We start from the raw sequence: 20,985 nt of genomic DNA on the forward strand, positions 1-20,985 counted from the left end.
AAATAAAATCTGTACGTTGTTAGCCACGTGCTACTGGAGTAAGTTTTTCTTACTTGCTGTTCGCAAGCGTGACAGAGGCTGCGAAAAATTCATTCCAGTAGCACTCGTATTTGTTTTAAAGTAAATTAACTATACAAGCAGCCGCTGCATAAGTTGTGGTTAAGCTTCTATAAAACTCTGTAAAACGACCTCCAATTGCTTTTTATCGATAGGTTTAGCTAAAAAATCATCCATTCCTACTTGGATACAGGCATCGCGATCCTCTTGGGTATTATTGGCAGTTAAGGCGACGATAGGAATATCGTCGCCTTGGGCGCGAATAGCTTGGGTGGCTTGTAGGCCGTCCATGACAGGCATTCGGCAGTCCATCAAAATAAGTGAAATCTCCTGCCGCTGCGTTTCCAATACCTCTAATGCTTGCTGCCCATCTTCTGCCACGATGCTACGATAACCGAGCTTGCTTAGTATTTTGCAGGCGATTTTTTGATTGGTTGGGCTGTCCTCTACTACTAATATAAGGGGTAAGGCTGTTTCAGGGTTAACCGATGGGTTAGCTGATGGGTTGGTTGGTTTACTAACCTCGGCTTTGACAGTTTGTGCTTGTGCCAGTACTTGCCTGACGGGCAAGGTCAAGCGCATCAACTCGGAGATCAGCAAGGCGCTGTCCAAAGGTTTTGTCAAAAAGCCATCGCATTTATCCAACAGTATAGAGGGGATACGGCGTTCGGGTTTCATGCTAAACAGTAGCTTGGGTAATAATATATCAGCAAGCAGCTGATTTAGTATTGGCTGACTGTCGTCACTGGCTGTCGTTTGCTTATTATTACCGGGTTGTGTTTGTACCAACTTGAGCTCGTCTGATTTTGACGCGTCATCTACTGTGATGGCACGGGTGTCACGATATTCGTAATCTAATAGTAATATAGGCGCCAGTGTTTGCACATTTTTCTCAAACTGCTGTATTAACTCTGGTAGGGACGCTAAATCTACAGAAGTATAGATAGTCGCTGTGATAGACAAATGGCTGCACAAGGATTGTAAGTATTCGGCAACCAGTGGCTGACTGACGACTGCCATAAGATGAATGTGGGTCAAATGCGGACTGTGGTGATATACCGATTGATAATTTGGATGACGACAAGGAAGATAAAGGTCAAAACTGCTGCCTTTATCGACAGTACTTTTTAGTTCAATAAAACCGCCTAATAACCGAGCAAAATTATTGACGTTATTTAGGCCCAGTCCAGTTTCGATAGCCTCTTGTTCTACTTGATTCATATCTTGATTGTAATTATGACTGTGATCAAAATAATGAAGCAGCTGACTTTGCTTAATTGCTGTGATGCCGACCCCTGTGTCCTGTACGCTAAAACGCACCCAATAATGGGGTTGGTCTTTTGCTACATTCTCATTGAGAGCGGGTAAGCTATTTTTACCGAGTTGTGGTACTTGATCTTGGCTAATGGTCTCGATAATCAACGCCACGTAGCCAGTAGTGGTAAAGTTGATGGCATTATGTAATAAATTAAGCAAAATTTGACGTAAGCGCACATCATCAGTGTCAATGTAACGCGGGCAGTTGGGGGTAAAAAAGTAAATCAGCTCAAGCCCCTGCTGCCGCGTTTTATCGATGATTAAAGCGTTAACTTCTTGCCCAAGCTTATAGATATCGACAGGTTGGATACTCAGGCGAGTTTTTCTTACCTCAATCTCTTCGATATCCAATATATCGTACAGCGTGGTTAGCATACGCTGACTATTTTTAACCAACACACTCAAAGTCTTATTCTGCTGGATAGACAATGTCTGAGGATCGATCGGTTCAAGCGTGTCGATCATAGTCTCTAGCGGTATGCGTAGTTTATGACCGATGACAGAGTTTAATCCTTTGAATTCCTCAATTCGCTGTTGAAGCTGTTGGTTCTGTTGTTGCAACTGCTCAATTTGATTGGCGAACTCATGAATGCTGTTAAGAAGTACGGTAAAGCCATGAACTTGTCCGTGCTCACCGAACCATGGCGTGATATGCAGCTGGTATGACTGTTGGTTTTGTAATCCGTAGACGGTCACTGTGCGAGTGACACGTAAGTTTGACAATGTTTTTAGCAGTAATTGGGTGGATTCATCCTTACCAGCGAAAAAATCTGTCAATTCATAATGGTGGTGATTTTCAGGTAAGCCTATAAATATTTGCTCAAAGCGTTGGTTAAAAAAGCTGATTTGTCCATGGCGCATAATCATAAGCATCGGTAATGGCGCTTGCTCAACCAAACGCTCCAGACGGTGTTTGAGGGTTTTAATACGTCGATGGTTGTTATGCAACTGATAACTGATACGACTCAGTGCATGACCTAAGCGCAAAAACTCAGCAGTCGACTTATCCGCCATAAATGGTGGTGGCGTGTAAGCTTCCTTTGCCTGACTACCCAAGTTATCGGTATAAAGTAACAACTGCTCCCAGTTGGTTCGGCGGTTTAGCATATAAAGTAAAGCGACGATAAAAAACATTATTGCGGTCATCAGTGGTAGCCAGTAGCGATAAGATAACCAGTCAATATCAAGGGCTTTATGGCGCAGTATAATATGAAGTTTATGCCCACTTTTAAATACAATCGTACCTGCTAAGTTATAGGCAGTCAGTGTATAAGCGCTGTTATTAGAGGTGTTAGAGGGTAACGAGGTGATAACTTTAGGGAAGGTAATGGTTGAAAATGTCGCTTCATTAGGGCGAGTATGGCGGTGGATATAAGTCTGCCCCGATGGCAGCATAAAAACCAACTGATAACTGATACCCTCAAACGTCGGTTTTTCTAGAATTTTTGTGATTTCACTGTTTAAGGGGTTAGCATGCTCAGTGATGTCGTGCTGTAAAGCATAAAAAGTATCAATACTCTGTTGTTCACTGTTCTGTTTCATCTCATGAAACAGCGCAACATAATATAGCAACAGCATGACTGTCAACGTCAAGGTGTAAAATATGAGTAAGCGCTGTAAGGACTGAAACTGTTGCATGAAAACTTGGTCCTATGTCGACATAAAAAATATAGTGGAGTTATAAATATTTTGTCGGAGTAGCTGGCTTGCTGATCTGACTGTGGTTTGTGTACTGTGTTTCTTATGTGGCCTACTTTCTATTATAAAGACAAATGTGGTCATTAGTAACTCCGATTGACGCGGTTACAATCATGGCACAACGTCGTAAACTCACCTATAATGAGTCAATTAACCCTATATAATGCATGATTATGACTACAATTGCTTCTGCCTCTACGCTATCCGCGCCGTCTACTACCAATAACCTTTCTTCTAGCAAGCGTCTAAGGGTTGTGTTTGCGGGCACACCTGAGTTTGCTGCTATCAGTCTTGAGACATTAATCAAGCAGCAAGAGTCACTCAATATAGACATCGTTGCGGTGTATACGCAACCGGATCGCAAGGCAGGTCGCGGTCAAAAACTGGCAGCGTCAGCGGTTAAGCAAGTGGCATTAACTCATGATATCGCTGTTGAACAACCAGTTACCTTTAAAAAATCCAGTACAGAAGGAATGGCGGCGCGGCAGACGTTGCGTAGTTATCAGCCAGATGTGATGATTGTCGCCGCTTATGGGCTGATTTTGCCTATTGGCGTATTGACCACACCGACGCTAGGCTGCCTAAATATTCACGCCTCATTATTACCACGCTGGCGCGGTGCAGCACCGATTCATCGTGCGCTATTGGCGGGCGATGACGAGACTGGTATTACCATTATGCAGATGGACAAAGGGCTAGATACAGGCGACATGCTTTATAAGGTGAGCGCTAATATTGAGCCTGATGATACTGCTGCCAGCCTGCATGATAAGATGGCGGCTCTAGGAGCGACGGCCATTACTACGGTGTTGCAGGACTTGCCAATCTATCAAGCGCAGGCTAGCGCTCAAGATGATAGCCAAGCCAATTACGCTGAAAAGCTGGTCAAAACTGAAGGCGCAATTGACTGGGCACAATCAGCTGCTGATATTGAACGCCAAATCCGTGGACTGACACCGTGGCCGGGTGCTTATACTTTTTTAGCAGGGCAGCGGGTCAAAATTTTAGCCAGCTTGCCTATCAACGCATCACAGCAAACCAATGAGCCTGCTGGTACGGTCATCAGTGTTGGACGCAACGCGATTTTAGTCGCTTGCGGTACTGATAGTACAACGGCTGGTGACAAAGAAACGGCTGGAACTTTAGCCATAACTGACTTACAGTTTGCCGGTGGTAAGCCGATGACTGCCGAGCAAATCTGCCACGGCAATCAGCTAAACGATGGTGATCAATTCACTATAGATACAAAATAATTTAACCTATTCTGTCAACAAACTAACTCGCACAAGACGCCATTTATCATACGTCAAGGAAACCCAATTTAATGAGACAAACCAGCACTGCGCCTAGAAATAATAAGCTCAAACCGTCAAGCAACCTTATTATGAATGGTAGCGTCCGCGTCCGTGTGATTCGTACTTTATTGGCTATTCAAAACGGTCAGTCGCTCGCAAGCGTCCTTGATCCGTTATTAAATAGTTTACATGATGGTGATAAAGGGTTTGCTCATGCGCTATTGCTAACGACATTGCGCCAATGGCATGCGCTTGCGCGTTTACTTGATACGCTAGCGGATAACCCTATTGATGAAGTTGAGGTGCGTACTACCATTCAAGTGGGTTTGGTGCAGTTGCTGTATTTGGAAGTGGCTGACCATGCGGCGATTCATGAAACGGTCGAAGCGGCGAAAGAGATTGAGTTCGCCCATGCGACTGGTTTAATCAATGCCATCTTGCGTAAAGTTGCCAAGAACCCTAGTAAGTTCCGTAAAAAGTGTGATAAAAAACACAGCTTGCCTAATTGGCTTGCCTATCAGCTCAAGCAAGATTGGAGTGAGCAGTATGACGATTTGATGCAGGGCCTACGTCAACCTGCGCCAATGTTTTTACGAGTGAATACAGCAGTTACCTCGGTAGCTGACTATCAGCAAGCACTGGATGGGGCAGAGATTGACGCGGATTTGGTTGAGCTAACGAGTGGTTTCAACTTATCTAACTCGTCGGATACAGCCTCATCTAATAGCATATTAACCAAAGGGCTAAGATTACATCAGAGCACTGCAGTGAATGCCTTACCGCAATTTTCTGAAGGAGCTGCTAGCGTACAAGATATGCATGCGCAACTTGCAGCGCCGCTTATCCATAGCGCGTTACTCAATAAGCTGAGTATTAAAAACGATGATGTAGACGTCGATACAGACACGAATAATAATAACAACGAGGTCCGTATTTTAGACGCTTGTGCGGCGCCGGGTGGTAAATTGGCTCATTGGTTAGAATTAATCAGCTCAAATGATTCAACCTTGTTTCACGTGAAACAAAACGACGAATCAGTACCTTTAGTTTCGAAAGTGAAGCTGACTGCGATAGATAATGAAGCGCCGCGTATCGAGCGTATTCATACTAATTTACAGCGCTTGAATCTAAGTCAGCACGACTTGCAGCAAGCTGAAAAGAATGTCGAGCTCAATATCGTCTGTGCTGACGCGACGACATGGCAAGGGGCAGGCAAGAAAAAGAGTAAACTTGTATTTGACGCTATATTACTAGATTCACCTTGTACCGCGACGGGCGTGATTCGTCGTCATCCTGATATCAGTATCCTGCGTACCGAAGAAGACGTCGAGCAAACCACTTTGCTACAAGCGGATATCTTGCACAATTTATGGCCACAACTTAAAGTTGGTGGTTATCTGTTATATGTCACTTGCTCTATTTTAAAGCAAGAAAACGTCGAGCAGATGCAGGATTTCATGACTTACTATAATAATATAACAGCCGTTGAATTTAGCGATGATTGCAATTGGGGTATCGAGCAGGCTATCGGTCGTCAGTGCTTACCGATTGATAGCGAGAGTGGCGATGGTTTTTATTATGCGTTGCTGCAAAAAACTGCTGAATAAACCGTTTTAAATATTGAATAACCTCATTATAGACAGGACAATCTAATGAAATATATCAGTACCCGTGGTCAGACAGCACCGATGGATTTTAGTGATGTGCTATTGATGGGTCTTGCGCCAGACGGTGGTTTGATGCTACCTGAGAGCTATCCAAATATTGATAGTGCGACGCTTGATAAGTGGCGCACGCTGAGCTACCCACAGCTAGCGATGGCGATCATGCAGCGCTTTGCTACCGATATCCCTACCGCTGATTTGCAAGATATTATTGAGCGTACTTATACCGCAGAGATATTTGGTAGTGCCGAAATTGTCCCTGTGCGTAAGCTTGAAGACAATTTATACGTTTTAGGCTTATCAAATGGTCCAACGCTGGCATTTAAAGACGTTGCCATGCAGTTTTTGGGCAATGCTTTTGAATACGTACTTAAAAGAAAAGATGCACGTATTACTATCATTGGCGCGACCAGCGGCGATACGGGCAGTGCAGCAGAATATGCACTACGCGGTAAAGAAAACATCGAAGTCTTTATGTTGTCACCGCATGGCAAAATGAGCGAATTTCAGCGCGCGCAGATGTATAGCTTAACGGATGACAATATCCACAATATCGCCATCGATGGTATGTTTGATGATTGCCAAGATATTGTTAAAGCATTACAACAAGATGCAGAATTTAAAGCAGCTTATAACTTAGGTACCGTAAACTCAATCAACTGGGGTCGAATACTGGCGCAAATCGTTTATTACTTTAAAGCTTACTTTGCCGTGACTGATAGTAATGACGAAAAAATCAGCTTTAGCGTGCCATCAGGTAACTTCGGTAATATTTGTGCCGGTCATATCGCGCGTGAGATGGGCTTGCCAATTGAGCGTTTAATTGTCGCCACCAATGAAAACGATGTATTAAATGACTTCTTTAACCAAGGTGCTTATCAGCCGCGTCCAACAGAAAAAACCTATGTGACTTCAAGTCCATCGATGGATATCTCCAAAGCGTCTAACTTTGAGCGTTTTGTTTATCTATTGCTTGATAAAGACAGCGCCCGCGTCCATGAGTTGTTTGAAGGGGTCAAATCTGGACAAGGTTTTGATTTACCTGAACTAATGGAAGCGGTTAACACACGTTATGGTTTTGCTGCCGGCAAATCTACCCATAGTGACCGTCTACAAACCATCAAAGCGCTTTATGAACAGCATGGTGAATTGGTCGATCCGCATACCGCTGATGGTATCAAGGTCGCCAAAGAGTTGCAGCGAGAAGGTGAGGTGATTGTTTGTGCCGAAACGGCGCTACCCGTTAAGTTTGCAGACACCATCGTCGAGGCGATTGGTCAAATAGATATTGCTCGCCCAGCCCATACCGAGGGTTTGGAGAGCTTGCCGCAACATGTGGTCGTTTTAGACAACAACGCTGAGTTGGTTGCTGAACAAATTCGCGATTATGTTACACCAAATCCAGCATAAAGCGCTAATAGCCCTGAGCTCATATCTAAAGGAGAAATAAAAGAAGGTTTCCACATAAAGGTTACACTATTGTAATAAAGTGTTTATGATTGTGTTATGGTAGATATAATTGTAATATTAGGAACGGCGTCGGCGAATCAGCAATGTGCTAGACGCTTTTTAGGAATAATACCAGCCAATTACTGAACAGCTGCCCTCTAAACGTCATCATAAACAACTTGTTAAGTCCGTAAAGTGCTTGATGCTTTATTACTGCTTGCTCAAACAAGTACAAAGCCTCGAGATTAATCGACTTAAGTAAGCGTTATTGTGGCGATAATAGCGGTACATATTGTGGATATAACAATGAAGATGAGCTTAAAAAAAATAGCAAAAGCGCTGTTGATCACGACGTTTAGCAGTGCCATGCTAATGAATGCTGCCCACGCTAATAATCCACCCCCAACCATTAAAGCAGATGCACCCAATCGCTACATCGTCAAAAAAGGCGATACTCTGTGGGATATCTCAGGCCGTTATTTAGACAGTCCGTGGCGCTGGAAAGAGATTTGGGCAACCAATAAGCAAATCAAAAACCCCAATCTTATTTATCCCAATGACATTCTTATTTTATGTGTGATTCAAGGCAAAACACTCATTGGAGTAGATACTGGCGAGGGCTGTGCTGGGGTTGAAAAACAACTCACTGGCGATGTGGTGGCTAGCACAGTAGCCGTTACCTCCACTGCCAACAGTATACCGCCGATTCCATGGTCTGCTATTCAGCACTGGTTGGATAAGACGATCATCGTCAATCCAGAAGATTTCAACACCACGCCATATATTTTAGCTTCCAAAAACCGCAACTTAATCACCGCAAGTGGCGATAAGATTTATGCCAAAGGCGTCCCACTTATCGTCGGTCAGCGCTATGGTATCTACCGCGAGGGCGAGCTATATGTTGATCCTAAAACGCAAGAAGTGATCGGTTTAGAAGTCACGCAAGTGGCGACTGGTTTGGTTACCTCGACAGAAACCAACGGTGTCACCAGTTTGCAGCTTACGGATAGTTATGGCAAAGAAGTACGTGAAGGTGATCGCGTATTTGTCGAGCTAGATAACTCTATCCCGCCAGTATTTTATCCAGCACCTGCGTCGGTTAGCCGTGGTGGTATGATTGTCCGTGTCATGGACTCAATCAGTTCAGCGGCAAAAGGCAGTGTGGTTGCTATCAATCTAGGTAGTACGCATGGCGCGAAGCCTGGTGATGTATTGATGGTTTATCAAAAAGGGCCATTGGTGCGCGATATCCGCGATAATGATACGCCTGTACGCTTGCCAAATGAGCAAAGTGGTATGGTGATGGTGTTTAATACTTTTGATCATATTAGTTATGCTTATGTGCTAAATTCTGAGTTGCCGTTAAACGTCGGCGATAAGCTGTTACCACCGCCTTATCTATAAGCTCATACAAGGTTTTTTTAAATTGACCACACTCAGCCCGCCCAAACGAGACAAACGACGATGACAGCAGTCACCTCTTCTTTATCAGACGATCAGCGCGCCATACTGGCGCTGTGGTATGAGGTGAATGCGTCATTATCTGCGTATCATAAGCTGATTACTGTTTTTGGTGGTGCACCACTGGCTTGGGTTGCTGGCGTAGAAGCATGGCGACAATTGGGTATTCACCATACCCATCTGGCCCGTCATGAACAGCCAGAGCAAACGCGTGCCAATATTGATAAAATCCAGCAAGCATTGCTAGATAAAAAATACGGTCTGTTATTCGCCGATCAGCCTGACTATCCTGCACAACTCTCGCAAATCTACGACCCACCGCCATTATTATTTTATCGTGGCAATAAATCTCGTCTGCATCAAGCGCAAATCGCTATCGTTGGTAGTCGAAAACCCACCGCACATGCACAAAAAACCACCTTTGATATGGCACAGTATTTAGCACAAGCGGGTTATATAATCACCAGTGGTCTTGCGATGGGTGTGGATAAACGGGCACATTTAGGCGCGCTAGCACAGGCTGAGTCTGAATACCAAGGTCGTACTATTGGCGTCATGGGTACGGGTATCGATGTCAATTATCCCAATCATCATGATAAGTTGTTTAGCCAGATTATCGAGCAAGGCGGTTGTATCATTAGTGAGTTGTTGCCGCACACGCTGCCGCACAAGCACACATTTCCGCGGCGCAATCGTTTGGTCGCTGGACTAAGCCTCGCAACGATTGTGACCGAAGCGACCATTCAAAGCGGTTCGCTGATTACCGCTCGCTTAACTTCTGAGCAAGGCAAGCAAGTCTTTGCGATTCCTAGCCATATTGATAATAGCAATGCAGAAGGTTGTCATCACTTGATACGTGAAGGCGCGACTTTGGTTTATCATCCGCAGCAGGTGCTCGAGGACGTCAATGCTCAGTTGGGTTATGAAAGTTATTCTCATGAATCAAAAGATACTGTGGATAGTATAGATACTACCGAATCTAATAGCTCTCAAACGAATCATAGCCAAACTGCTAAACATACCAATAAAGATAAAAGTACCGCCATAGTCGCTAACCTGCCACCACCTTCTAATATCAAATCTGCTCCTAAACCTATCGTTGTACCTGAGCATTTAACCCTCGTTTATGAACAGCTTGATTGGCATGGGCAGGATTTGGATGCGCTTATCGTAACTACTAAGCTTGCGCCACCACAATTAATTGGACAGCTGATGGAGCTTGAGTTACTGGGTACGATCAGTGTGCAGGGCGGACGCTATCTGCGGGTCTAAAGCCACATCCTCTCTAACTTTTCATTTTTTTGCTTATCATTTCTGAGTATTTAAGCCCAGCACAATGTTGGTATAGTTGAGTCACTTTAAAACTGATTCAGGTGCTACTGGAATAAGTTTTTTGCAGCCTTAGCTATCCTAGTCTTTCTTTATCCTGTGTTATTATAAGCGCTTACACTTTATCTTTCTAAACATTCAAATTATGAGCCAATCTGCACCATTCATCACGGATTCCGTCATTCAAGCTGCTAAGTGGCTCAAAGAAGGGCAGCTGCTCGCTTATCCAACCGAAAGCGTCTGGGGTGTCGGTTGTGACGCTTATGATAAAGAAGCAGTTCAGCGTATTTTAGCCATTAAACAGCGCCCACAAGCCAAAGGTATGATTGTTATTACCGATAGTGTAGAGCGGCTGGCACCTTTATTAGACCCGTTAAATGAGGCGCAACTCAAACCTATTCTAAAAAGCTGGCAGATAGATAGTGAGCATATAGATCTAAAATATAAGCAAGCCCATACGTGGTTGTTACCTATCCCGCAGATACTGACGACCATTATTCCTCCTTGGATAATGGGGCAGCACCAGACGATAGCCGTGAGAGTGATCGCTCATCCTATTATCCGTCAACTGTGTCAACAGCTAGTCAGTACTCAGAACCCATTCGGGTTGCTGATCTCGACGAGCTGTAATCCATCAAGTGAACCGCCTGCGATGACTTTTTCTGAAGCGTATTCTTATTTTGGCGAGCAAATCAGCTACTTGCAAGCTGAGACATTAGGCTATACCTTACCGAGCCAAATTCGTGACGCAACCACTGGTTTAATTGTTCGTTAGAGCACAGCAATCCACTAAGCAATAAATATTATTCTTTTATTTCTGTCTTGACAGAAATAAAAGAATAGCGCAGTATGAATGATTAGGGCGTGTCCTCATTTTAAAAATGGTGATAAAAATGAGTTAAATTGCAGTTAAACAAGGAAAATAGTGCAGATAATATCGGGATACTAGCCAACTATTTGACGATGTTTAGCCATTTTTAGCCCATTTAGGTATTATCGTTTAGATTGAGGACACGCCCTAAGATAACCAAATTATTCAAGATAGTGAGTAAATAATAATCATGAAACTAAATCCTGTGACCGAAAAATTTATCTTACATTGGGGCGAAATGGGCTCGCAGTGGGGGGTCAATCGCACCATGTCACAGATTCACGCGCTGTTATTTATTATCGGTAAACCGCTAAATGCTGAAGAAATAACCGAAACACTTGGCGTTGCGCGCTCTAATGTTTCAAACAGTATTAAAGAACTACAGCACTGGGGATTAGTACAAAAGATCTCGATATTGGGTGACCGTCGTGATCACTTTACGACCAATACCGACGTTTGGGAGTTGGCGCGTATCATCGTCGTTGAAAGGCAAAAACGTGAACTGGAGCCAACGGTACAGTTTTTACAAGAGTTGATGGACAGCCCTGAGTTTGAGCATGAGAATAGTGAAGTCAAAGCACGCATTCGTGAGACGCAAGAATTCGTTGAGACCGTGACTACTTGGTCTTCTGAGATGCTTAGACTACCGACAAGCGCACTCAAAAAGGTATTGAAGTTGGGCGCTAGCATTAAAAAGGTCTTACGTTAGTGGTGCGTTAATAGTGCCATAGCTTATTTAAAAGAAAAAATTTATAAATTTATTTCTGTTATGACAGAAATTTATGTAACAGATTGAGGTTTTATTAGCTCTTTTCATAGTAATAACAAATGGATGTGGCATATGAAAGCGAATAACACACAGGGTAATAAAAGCATAGCGATTAAAGATGCGATCAATGCAGTGCAGTGGCAAGACTTGCGCCAGCTAACTCGCGGTCAAATTGCCTATAATATTATTTTGCCTTATCCATTTTTATTGCTGTCATGGTGGTTTGCCAGTCAGTCTTGGTATGTACTAGCGTGCGGCGCGTCTTATTTATTCTTTGCCACGGCTTTTCGCCAAGCTCATGATGGCTATCATCATAGTTTGGGTACAGGAAAACGTACGACGACTGCCATACTATTATTGCTTAGCGTGCTGTTGATGACCAGCTTGCACAGCATTCGAGCCACCCATATGGAGCATCATCGTGACCCATTGGGCGACAATGACATTGAGGGCAGTCTGGCAAAAATGTCGTGGTGGCGAGCGATGTTAGGTGGTGTCACGTATCGACTAAATATCTATCGTCAAGGTTTACGTCTGAGCAGTCGCCGTAATCAGCGTATTGCGTATTTAGAGTTTGGTTTGATTGCTGTGGTCGTCTTGGTTGCTCTTGTATTGACCGCATTTACTATTCCTGCTCTTGCTATGTTGGCGCAAATATTGATCTATCACCTACTGACCATGACATTGGCCAATGCCAGCGTCGGTATCATTGCGGTGTGGGGTGTGCATCATGATTGTGATGAGACCATCGCCCGCACCGAGCGTAATCCATTAGTCAACTTGCTGACCTTCAATTTACTCTATCATGTAGAGCACCATCTATTTCCTGCTGTGCCATCCAATCATTTACCGGAGCTTGCCAAGCGTTTAGATGCGGCAGCGCCACACCTGACCAAAGCGCACGTATTGCCAAACATGGCTACTGTCATGGAATTTATTAATAATCGTTGGAATAAATTAAAAGACAAATATCAAAATAATAACAATAGTGACTGTCCTATTCGTAAGCATTTTGCTTAGAGTAATAAGCAGAATAGACAAAGTCAAAATACTTATCCACTAACTATTCACAGTAACTTCATTAGCACTACCAATGCACTATTTATACTAAATAAACAGCTAATATAAATAGGAGAAATATAATGAATAATAGTTTGGATGCTTACCCTCATTTAACCGTGATGATTTTGTTTGCAGGTATTGGTAGCGTGGTTGGCGGATTGATTGCTGAGCTGGCTTTATTGTTTATCTTTCGAGAGGCCAGTTTTGCCCAAATTGGTTATCAGCCATTGTTATATGTTGGTTTGCTGGGTTTTATTCCTGCGTTATTAACGGGCATTATCATCGCCAGCCAAAAGCTATGGCGCGAGGATCATAAAAGTATACGCACGACTTTTTTGATTGGGTTTATAACCTCAGCTATTTATATGGGTGCAATCGTCTTATATTTAGGCATCAACTCATGGATAGAAGTTGGTGTGCTGTTGGCTTTTATGGGTATCGTTGGTGTTTTTGGCGGCATTAATTCAGCCATTGCTGGCTGTATAGCTTTACCAAAAGCATGTAAAAGTGGTTTTGATATCAGCGCTAAAAAAGTAGACGATGGTTATGATAGTTTAAGTTTTACTAAATAATAAATATGATAGTTAATATCATACAGGGAGTAGGATATGAATATTTTAATCAGCGGTGGCTCAGGGTTTTTGGGTAGTGCCTTTAGTAAAGAGCTAATCAAGCGTTATCAGCAGGTGGGTAAGGAGCTACATATCACTTGGCTGACGCGTGATAGCAGTCAGACACATCCGAGCGATATCGAAATGATGACTTATGATGAGTTGGCTAATTCGGATAACAGCTTCTATGTGATTATGAATCTAGCGGGTGCAGGGATAGCGGACTCGCGTTGGAGCGATGCACGTAAAGAGCAATTGCTCGCCAGCCGTGTTAAGCCTACTGAGTCGCTATTGGCCTTTATTGCCCGTACCAATCATAAACCTAAGCTGCTGCTTAGCGGCTCAGCCATTGGTTGGTATGGCACCCAAGGTGATAAACCGTTGACCGAAAGCAGTGAATTTAAAACAGATTTTTCACACAAACTATGTGATGACTGGGAGCAGCTAGCATTGACGGCAACCGAATATAGCGTGCCTGTAGCTATCGTCCGTACAGGTGTGGTTATCCATCCTGAGGGTGGTATGCTCGGCAAACTATTAACCCCATTTAAAATGGGCGTCGGTGGGCAGTTGGGTGATGGCAAGCAAATCATGAGTTGGATAAGCCGCGAGGATTGGGTAGGGGCAGCGATATTTATTATTGAGCAGCATTTGGCTGGCAAGGGCGCTGATAATGGTATTAATACTGGGCAAACGACTAGCGCAACCACATATGATAATACTTTGCAGACCACTAATGATACAACAGCGGTCGTCTATAACCTCACGTCGCCCAATCCAGTGACCAACCATACCTTTACTAAAACACTGGGTGAATGGTTACACCGACCAACTTTTTTTACTTTACCTGAGTTTTTATTGAAGCTAATGTTTGGTGAGATGTCAACGCTACTGATTGATGGACAAAGGGTATTGCCACAAGCATTACAGAACGCAGGTTATGAGTTTAAACAGCCAACGTTTAAGCAAGCGTTAGAAGAGCAGGATTCTTAAATTATTAAATGGATGTTTCATGTGAAACAAATGGATTGATACATTCTAGTTTTTTAAAACTATAGTTTTTCATGGAACGTAACATTTAGTTCACCTCAGAGTATTAAGACGACAATAATATGGTTTCTAAAAGTAATAAATCTTCAAAATTAACGCTAGAAAAGCAAAGTAATATAAAGTCTTACCCTTGGTTAAGAATCCTTATAGGGTTTGGGTTGCTCGGTGGCTGGGTAGGAGCCACTATTGCAAGTCTGATATTAACTCTATTTGTGGATCTTGGGACAGAATCATGGCTAGATTTTGATTTTCAGTTCTTTATAGAAAATATGTTTAGGGGCCTTGCTTTTAAAGTGATAGCCGGCCTACTACCAGCATTGATAACTGCAGGCATTGCCATTTATCTAAAACTGTATCTTAGAACGTTTAAAAACTGGCTTATATTAGGCTTACTTGGTTTTATTGCAACTATTCCATTTGGCATAATTGCGTTGACGATGGCTGAGACAATAGATTTTGAGAAATTTTTATTTGCTGTGTTGGTGGGTCTATCTGGGTTATTTAGTGCTCTTATATTAGGCGGCTTAACCATTCCTAGGTCTCAAACAAAATAAGACTCCAGTTTTTAAAAAATTAGAAAACTCTATGAATAAAACCAGATCCAACTATCCTAAAGGAAAAATTATAAACCAATATGCACAATTTGGAGGGGCACTAGGTGGAACATTTCTCTGGTTGACCATAGCAGTACCTGATGTCTTGTTTAATGATCATGATTTCGGTGCGCCCGAAGTACTGAATATTACTAACGTCTATCTCATCACTGTATTTAATATAGTTTGGCTACTAGGGTTTGCGCTGATTTTCTATGTGGTCTTTGGATTTATATTAGGACTGTTACCTTCGTTATTTACAGGCTGGATTCTTGCGCAAGTAAATGCTTACCGTAATTATAAAGGCCTTCTTATATCTTTAATTACTGGTGGTTTTATGGGCTTTGCCTTTCTATCAGCGACAGAGCTACCTTTTATCATTCAGGTTTTGACTGGTGGTGTCAGCGCTTTAATCCTAGCATTATTTGCCCTACCTAAGGCATGAATGGGCAAGGCTAGATATCTACAACTACACATTTAGGTGTTAATGAGATAATAAGCGTTAAGGTTTTTTAACTGTGATGTTAGCTCTATCAGGGTTGTTTAGCACCACTGTAATAGGTGGTGTTACAGTTCCTAAGTTTCATGTGAAACCTAAATGGAGGTATGTATGAGTGACATTGAGATCAGCGCTACAGCCACTGTAACCAACTATCCTAAAGGTAAGGTGATAGGAGTTTATGGATTGCTAGGTGGAGCGATAGGCGGTCTGATTGTCTTCTTATATATGATTGTGATGTTTGTAATTGACGGTAATATTTTCAGGCAAGAGTTAACAGATATTTTCAAAATGCTATTAGCTTCTATTGTAGGCGGATTCTTTTTTGGGTTAATACCCTCTCTTATCGCTGCATTAATTATCACTAAGTTTAAAATATACTTTGATTTAAAACTAGAAGAAATAGTACCGTTATTTTTCATTGGACTGTTTAGTGCTTTTATATATATAGTTTGGTTCACTGTAGATAAAGAATTTATGGATGCTGTAGTGGGGACTATCCTATTTTGCTGTGTTGGTGGAACTAGCGCAGTCATCACAGGATGGTTTGCACTTCCTAAACACAAATAAAATTAATAGATTTTCATTGATGAAGTTTTTGTGAAAAAAAAGATGATACGCTTAAAGTGTCAGTTTTTTGACGTAAGATAGCGTTATCTTTATTTGACTAGATCTACTTATGTGGTTTTTTATCGTTTTTACGCAGTTGCTCGCTGTTATGACCAGCGTTCTTCTCTGGTGGCTAATAACGCCAAAAACTACTGCTGCTAAAGTTGCGCTGATATCTATTGTCTTTATTATTAATAATATCGCTCTCCTTTATGGCTTGAGTGAGTTTTGGTACGAGCGTTTTCACGTCTATTTGGTTATCAGTATTTTGCAAGGTTTTATGTTTTATGCCGCTTTAATAACGGCTGTGCTTGCAGGGGTTTATGCTCTAATACTTAAACAAAAGCCACGACCAATAACCACTCGTGCGTTTGCAACTGTGGTTTATATCAGTATCGTGAGCCTCGCTATATTTAATGCCTACTCACCCGAGGTACATCGATTGACGGTTACGACAACCAAACCTCTCGATAAGCCAATGGAGATCGCATTGGTTTCTGATACGCATCTGGGCAGATGGTTTGGTAATCGGCAGATAAAGAAAATGGTGAGCCTCATCGATGCGCAACACCCTGATGTAGTTGTCATTGCTGGTGATATTATGAATGACACTACTATTGCTTACGATAATACCAATATGCATGAGCAGTTATCACAACTAAAGGCACCGCTTGGCGTTTATGCGACGTTGGGTAATCATGACTATCTAGGCTATGATGAGCAAATAGCACAGGCTATTGAGGCTACTGGTATCAAAGCACTTGATAATGAGAGTGTGTTATTAAACGATGCAGTATGGTTGATTGGGCGCTCGGACGATGTGGATCTAACCAGACTGTCAGCGGATGAGTTACTAACTCAAGTGGATGCCGATAAGCCTGTGGTGTTTTTAGAGCATCGCCCTTCGATGATGGATGAAGTCAGTGCTTTACCAGTGGATTTGCATCTATCAGGACATACTCATGGTGGGCAGATATTTCCATTAACAATATTAATGGACTGGTTCTCACCATTAAATTATGGTGCCAAAAAAATAGCCGATACACAGTTTTTAGTTACCTCAGGCTATGGTATCGGTGCAGTGCCCTTTAGATTAGGTACGCGATCTGAGGTTTGGATGATTACCCTACAGTCGGCAAAATAGCTCTACATAATTTACGCTGTAAATCTCTATCGGCACGCCAATCTGCTAGGAAACCTCATGCGTTACGCATTTATTATCACCATTATTGTGCTGTTGCAGCTTTTTAGTTTAGGAGCGGTACTCAGCTTACAGTGGTGGTTACAGCCTTGGATTGTTTCAATTACTATACCGCTATCACCGGCTATGGTGTGGGTAGTGGTTTTTGCCATTACCAATAGCCTGTTGCTGTTGAGCGTCAGCAAAATATTTTCTAATAGCTATCGCTGGATAAGTGCTTGGATGTTAGTGATGCACTTTATAATGCTCACCGCTTTATCGACCAGTTTACTATATGGCAGCTATTGGCTCTTAAATAGCTGGTTCGGTATTACGCTTATTGATGGAGAAATACTTACTATTGGATTACGCATTTTTGCTCTAGTTTTCTTTGTAGCGTTGTTTGTTTACGCCTTATATAGCGCTTATGTGCCGGTTGTGCGTAAGTTAGCTATTAGTATTGATAAGCCTATGGCTAAGCCATTACGCATTGCTGTAGCCAGTGATTTACATTTGGGCAGATTGTTTGGTAATAGTGCGATAGATAGGCTACGCCGTTTAGTGGTAAAAAATAAAGCCGACATACTGCTGATGCCGGGCGATATCATGGATGACAATACGCAAGCATTTGCTGATCATAAGATGGCAGGAAACTTGGCTGAGTTATGTAAAATCTTGCCATATGGCGTCTATGCGACTTTAGGCAATCATGATTTATATGGACACGAGCAGCCGATTAGTGAAGCGCTGTGCAATGCAGGCGTGCAACTGTTAAATGATGAGGTGAAATGTCTCATGCACCAAGGACAAGCACTTTGGTTAGTAGGACGTTTTGATAATCATAAACGTCAACGTGTGGCGACCACTGAACTGATGGCGCGCGTCGATAGTACCAAACCTATTATTATGCTCGATCATAGACCTAGCGATATTGCTGAGCATAGTCAGCTACCGATTGATTTACAGGTTTCAGGACATACTCATAACGGACAGATATTTCCAGCCAACTTTATCGTCCATGCTATCAATCGCTTGGGCTATGGTTATGAAGCCATTGGCAAAGGACACTTTGTCGTCTCATCAGGTTATGGTTTTTGGGGTATTCCGTTTCGACTGGGCTCGCGCTCAGAGATGTGGCTAATCACTTTGAGTGGTAAGAGTGAAGGTAATATTTAAGAAAATAACGTTTGAGAAAGTAACGTTTAAATAGCACCATTCTGTAATATAAATAAACCAGCACTCTCTTATATAACTGTATTAATAATTATGCTGCTAATTGCAATTGGGTATTGATAACATCGCGCACAAAGCTCGCAAAACCTTCAATAATAGTACCCGTTTCTTGTCCAATGCCTTGATGAATACTCATAAAATGAATAAACCCATGCGGCGCACCAAGTACGGTATAAGTCTCAACAGGGACGCCATGCGCTTTTAATTGTTTTGCATAAGCAAATGCCTCATCACGCAGCACGTCCAGTTCAGCGGCGACAATATAAGTTGGGCATATTTGACTGTTATTACCCAGCATTGGAGAGTTAAGGATGTGTTGGCGCGGCAATGGGCTGTGGTCAAAACACGCCGCATCGAACACCGCCACGTCAGCATGATCTAGCAATAGACCCTCACCATATAACTCCCAACTTGGATAATCTGTCTCGATATCCGTCACTGGATATAAGGGCATTTGCGCAAGTGGGCTGGGTAAACGCTCTAGTAAATGAAACATATCTTGACCGTCCATACCCAAATCTAGCCAAGCGTCTTCAGTGGGTGTGGCGAGCTGCTGGGCAATCAAGGTAGACAGTCCGCCACCTGCACTATCACCTGCTAATACGATGCGCGATGGTAGCGCACCAAACAGATGGCAATGCTCAGCAAGCCAAGCATAAGCAGTAATACAATCTCGCAAGGCAGTTGGTGCAGGGTATTCAGGCGCTAGGCGATAATCGACGCTGACCACTGGCCAGCCAGTCTGCTCACAAACCGCATGACAAAACTCATGATGGGTATCGACGTCGCCGATACAAAACCCACCACCGTGAAGAAACAACATAACCGTTTTATCAGGGTTATGATTTATCCCATAAGAGCGTTTACTCGCCTGATAACAACGAACAGTCATATCGCCATCGTCAGCATTAGCGATGATCTTATCCTCCCAGCTAATAGGTGTGTCGCCTTTTTTGGCACAACGCATTAGGCTGCTAAGTGTATTAATACTGACTTGCTGCCATACTTTTGGCGATTGCATAGCGACCGCATCCGCCGCAAACCTGTTACGCAGCTCGTTCATGGGCGTTAGCTCTAAAGGTGTTTTAAGCTTGCCGTTTACGGCCAGTATCAGGCGCAAATGAGCATCAGCATGCAGATATTGCTTTGAGCTGGGTCCTTTTAGATAACTCACCAAGCTTTCTAATACAGGCGTTGGCAGGCAGCCCAAACCTTTCATCGCATAATGCAAGGTATGTGACTGATAGTTTATCATCGGACTATAGTTAAGCATTTTTTCTGTGACGCTCAAACGCTTTTCTTCTGCGCTATTTGTGTTTATATCCTTATCTACGGTATCCGTATCTACTTGAGCGGATGACGCTAAATTTTTTGGCGTTAGGTGCGTCGATGTTAAGTTCATCATCATCAACGCTTTGTTAAGTAGAGTGTTGATTGATAGTACTGCTGAATTAGACATAACACCCTCATTATTGGTCGTTAATATTTTATCAATGACTGTTATAGTTGATTCCAAATAAAACAGATACGTTATATTCCAACGCGGAACTGGTATAAGTTTTTCTGGCTTGCTGTGCCTACGCCGACAGAGGCCACGTAAAATTCATCCCATTCCCGCTGTATCGTTTTAATATCGAATTCACTATAGTAGCTATTGTAATAGGTCAGCGTAAATCTAACGTAAGTTGCAATATTTGTCACAATAATAAATTAATCATCAATAAAGTTGAGTGGTGTTTGGTAATGGCTTAGATAGTAATGGTAAAGAAATTGGAATAAGTGACGGTTTTTTGTACGTTTTTTTAGCAGATACCTATATTAGCTGACAGCAAAAGAAACCCTATAAAGAGAATTTAGATGATATTTCGATAACATTTGTTATAAATGCAAAAATTCCTTAGCTTCAGGCTTGAAATTTGACCCCATCACCTTTATTAATCAGCTATCGAAGCGTACTAATAAAAACAATCAGTGACTGTTATTAAGAAACTAATAAAGTATTAAGCATCTAATAAAGGCGCAAGATGACCAACAAATAGCGTGGCTCTTGTGTCCTGCATCAACCGTTCTTATTAAGCATTACTAAGTGTTATTAAACATCTTAGATTAACACATGAAGTGCAATACCAAATGTGAGGTGAAAAAAAGACCTAGATGCGCTAGCATCAAAGTTTTTATCCACCGACCAAAGTGAGATTGCAACCATGAACTATACACATCTAAGCCTAGGTGAACGAT

The 20,985-nt window shown here is 42.5% G+C and carries 17 protein-coding genes; 15 read left to right on the forward strand and 2 right to left on the reverse strand.

Going from position 1 to position 20,985, the window contains the following annotated elements:
• Positions 1 to 159 precede the first annotated feature (159 nt).
• Positions 160 to 3,012 (reverse strand): response regulator, encoded by a 2,853-nt coding sequence (locus EI162_RS02065; RefSeq protein ID WP_192522771.1) that lies wholly within the window; start codon positions 3,010 to 3,012, stop codon positions 160 to 162.
• 233 nt (positions 3,013 to 3,245) lie between these two features.
• Here EI162_RS02065 and fmt point away from each other — a divergent pair, with 233 nt between their 5' ends.
• The 15 genes from fmt to EI162_RS02140 all read left to right on the forward strand — a co-directional run bounded on the left by fmt (position 3,246) and on the right by EI162_RS02140 (position 18,690).
• Positions 3,246 to 4,325, forward strand: coding sequence for a methionyl-tRNA formyltransferase (fmt, locus tag EI162_RS02070; RefSeq protein ID WP_192522772.1), 1,080 nt, complete (start codon positions 3,246 to 3,248; stop codon positions 4,323 to 4,325).
• Positions 4,326 to 4,396: 71 nt separating this feature from the next.
• Positions 4,397 to 5,974 (forward strand): transcription antitermination factor NusB, encoded by a 1,578-nt coding sequence (locus tag EI162_RS02075; protein WP_192522773.1) that lies wholly within the window; start codon positions 4,397 to 4,399, stop codon positions 5,972 to 5,974.
• 45 nt (positions 5,975 to 6,019) lie between these two features.
• Positions 6,020 to 7,441, forward strand: coding sequence for a threonine synthase (thrC, locus tag EI162_RS02080; RefSeq protein WP_192522774.1), 1,422 nt, complete (start codon positions 6,020 to 6,022; stop codon positions 7,439 to 7,441).
• A 345-nt stretch (positions 7,442 to 7,786) separates the two neighbouring features.
• A complete protein-coding gene (locus EI162_RS02085) occupies positions 7,787 to 8,884 on the forward strand; it encodes a LysM peptidoglycan-binding domain-containing protein (RefSeq protein WP_225735236.1) in 1,098 nt (365 codons plus the stop codon).
• A 60-nt stretch (positions 8,885 to 8,944) separates the two neighbouring features.
• On the forward strand, positions 8,945 to 10,213 hold the full coding sequence (dprA, locus tag EI162_RS02090) for a DNA-processing protein DprA (protein ID WP_192522776.1): 1,269 nt from the start codon (positions 8,945 to 8,947) through the stop codon (positions 10,211 to 10,213).
• A gap of 202 nt (positions 10,214 to 10,415) precedes the next feature.
• Positions 10,416 to 11,045, forward strand: a complete 630-nt coding sequence (locus tag EI162_RS02095) for an L-threonylcarbamoyladenylate synthase (RefSeq protein ID WP_192522777.1) — start codon at positions 10,416 to 10,418, stop codon at positions 11,043 to 11,045.
• Between the two features lie 286 nt (positions 11,046 to 11,331).
• On the forward strand, positions 11,332 to 11,850 hold the full coding sequence (locus EI162_RS02100) for a GbsR/MarR family transcriptional regulator (protein ID WP_192522778.1): 519 nt from the start codon (positions 11,332 to 11,334) through the stop codon (positions 11,848 to 11,850).
• A 132-nt stretch (positions 11,851 to 11,982) separates the two neighbouring features.
• Complete coding sequence (locus EI162_RS02105; protein WP_192522779.1) at positions 11,983 to 12,930, forward strand: fatty acid desaturase family protein; 948 nt, start codon at positions 11,983 to 11,985, stop codon at positions 12,928 to 12,930.
• Positions 12,931 to 13,052: 122 nt separating this feature from the next.
• On the forward strand, positions 13,053 to 13,544 hold the full coding sequence (locus tag EI162_RS02110) for a hypothetical protein (protein ID WP_192522780.1): 492 nt from the start codon (positions 13,053 to 13,055) through the stop codon (positions 13,542 to 13,544).
• Positions 13,545 to 13,580: 36 nt separating this feature from the next.
• A complete protein-coding gene (locus EI162_RS02115) occupies positions 13,581 to 14,576 on the forward strand; it encodes a TIGR01777 family oxidoreductase (RefSeq protein ID WP_192522781.1) in 996 nt (331 codons plus the stop codon).
• Between the two features lie 119 nt (positions 14,577 to 14,695).
• Positions 14,696 to 15,187, forward strand: coding sequence for a hypothetical protein (locus EI162_RS02120; RefSeq protein ID WP_192522782.1), 492 nt, complete (start codon positions 14,696 to 14,698; stop codon positions 15,185 to 15,187).
• A 31-nt stretch (positions 15,188 to 15,218) separates the two neighbouring features.
• On the forward strand, positions 15,219 to 15,671 hold the full coding sequence (locus tag EI162_RS02125) for a hypothetical protein (protein WP_192522783.1): 453 nt from the start codon (positions 15,219 to 15,221) through the stop codon (positions 15,669 to 15,671).
• Positions 15,672 to 15,836: 165 nt separating this feature from the next.
• Entirely contained in the window at positions 15,837 to 16,295 is a 459-nt protein-coding gene (locus EI162_RS02130) for a hypothetical protein (RefSeq protein ID WP_192522784.1), read from the forward strand.
• A 109-nt stretch (positions 16,296 to 16,404) separates the two neighbouring features.
• On the forward strand, positions 16,405 to 17,478 hold the full coding sequence (locus EI162_RS02135) for a metallophosphoesterase (RefSeq protein WP_192522785.1): 1,074 nt from the start codon (positions 16,405 to 16,407) through the stop codon (positions 17,476 to 17,478).
• Positions 17,479 to 17,535: 57 nt separating this feature from the next.
• A complete protein-coding gene (locus EI162_RS02140) occupies positions 17,536 to 18,690 on the forward strand; it encodes a metallophosphoesterase (protein WP_192522786.1) in 1,155 nt (384 codons plus the stop codon).
• A gap of 88 nt (positions 18,691 to 18,778) precedes the next feature.
• On the opposite strand, the gene EI162_RS02145 is transcribed toward EI162_RS02140, so the two are convergent.
• Positions 18,779 to 20,206 (reverse strand): alpha/beta hydrolase, encoded by a 1,428-nt coding sequence (locus EI162_RS02145; RefSeq protein ID WP_192522787.1) that lies wholly within the window; start codon positions 20,204 to 20,206, stop codon positions 18,779 to 18,781.
• Between the last annotated feature and the right edge of the window lie 779 nt (positions 20,207 to 20,985).

This window comes from Psychrobacter sp. FME6, from assembly GCF_014861365.1.
In the GTDB taxonomy this organism is placed as follows: Bacteria; Pseudomonadota; Gammaproteobacteria; order Pseudomonadales; family Moraxellaceae; genus Psychrobacter.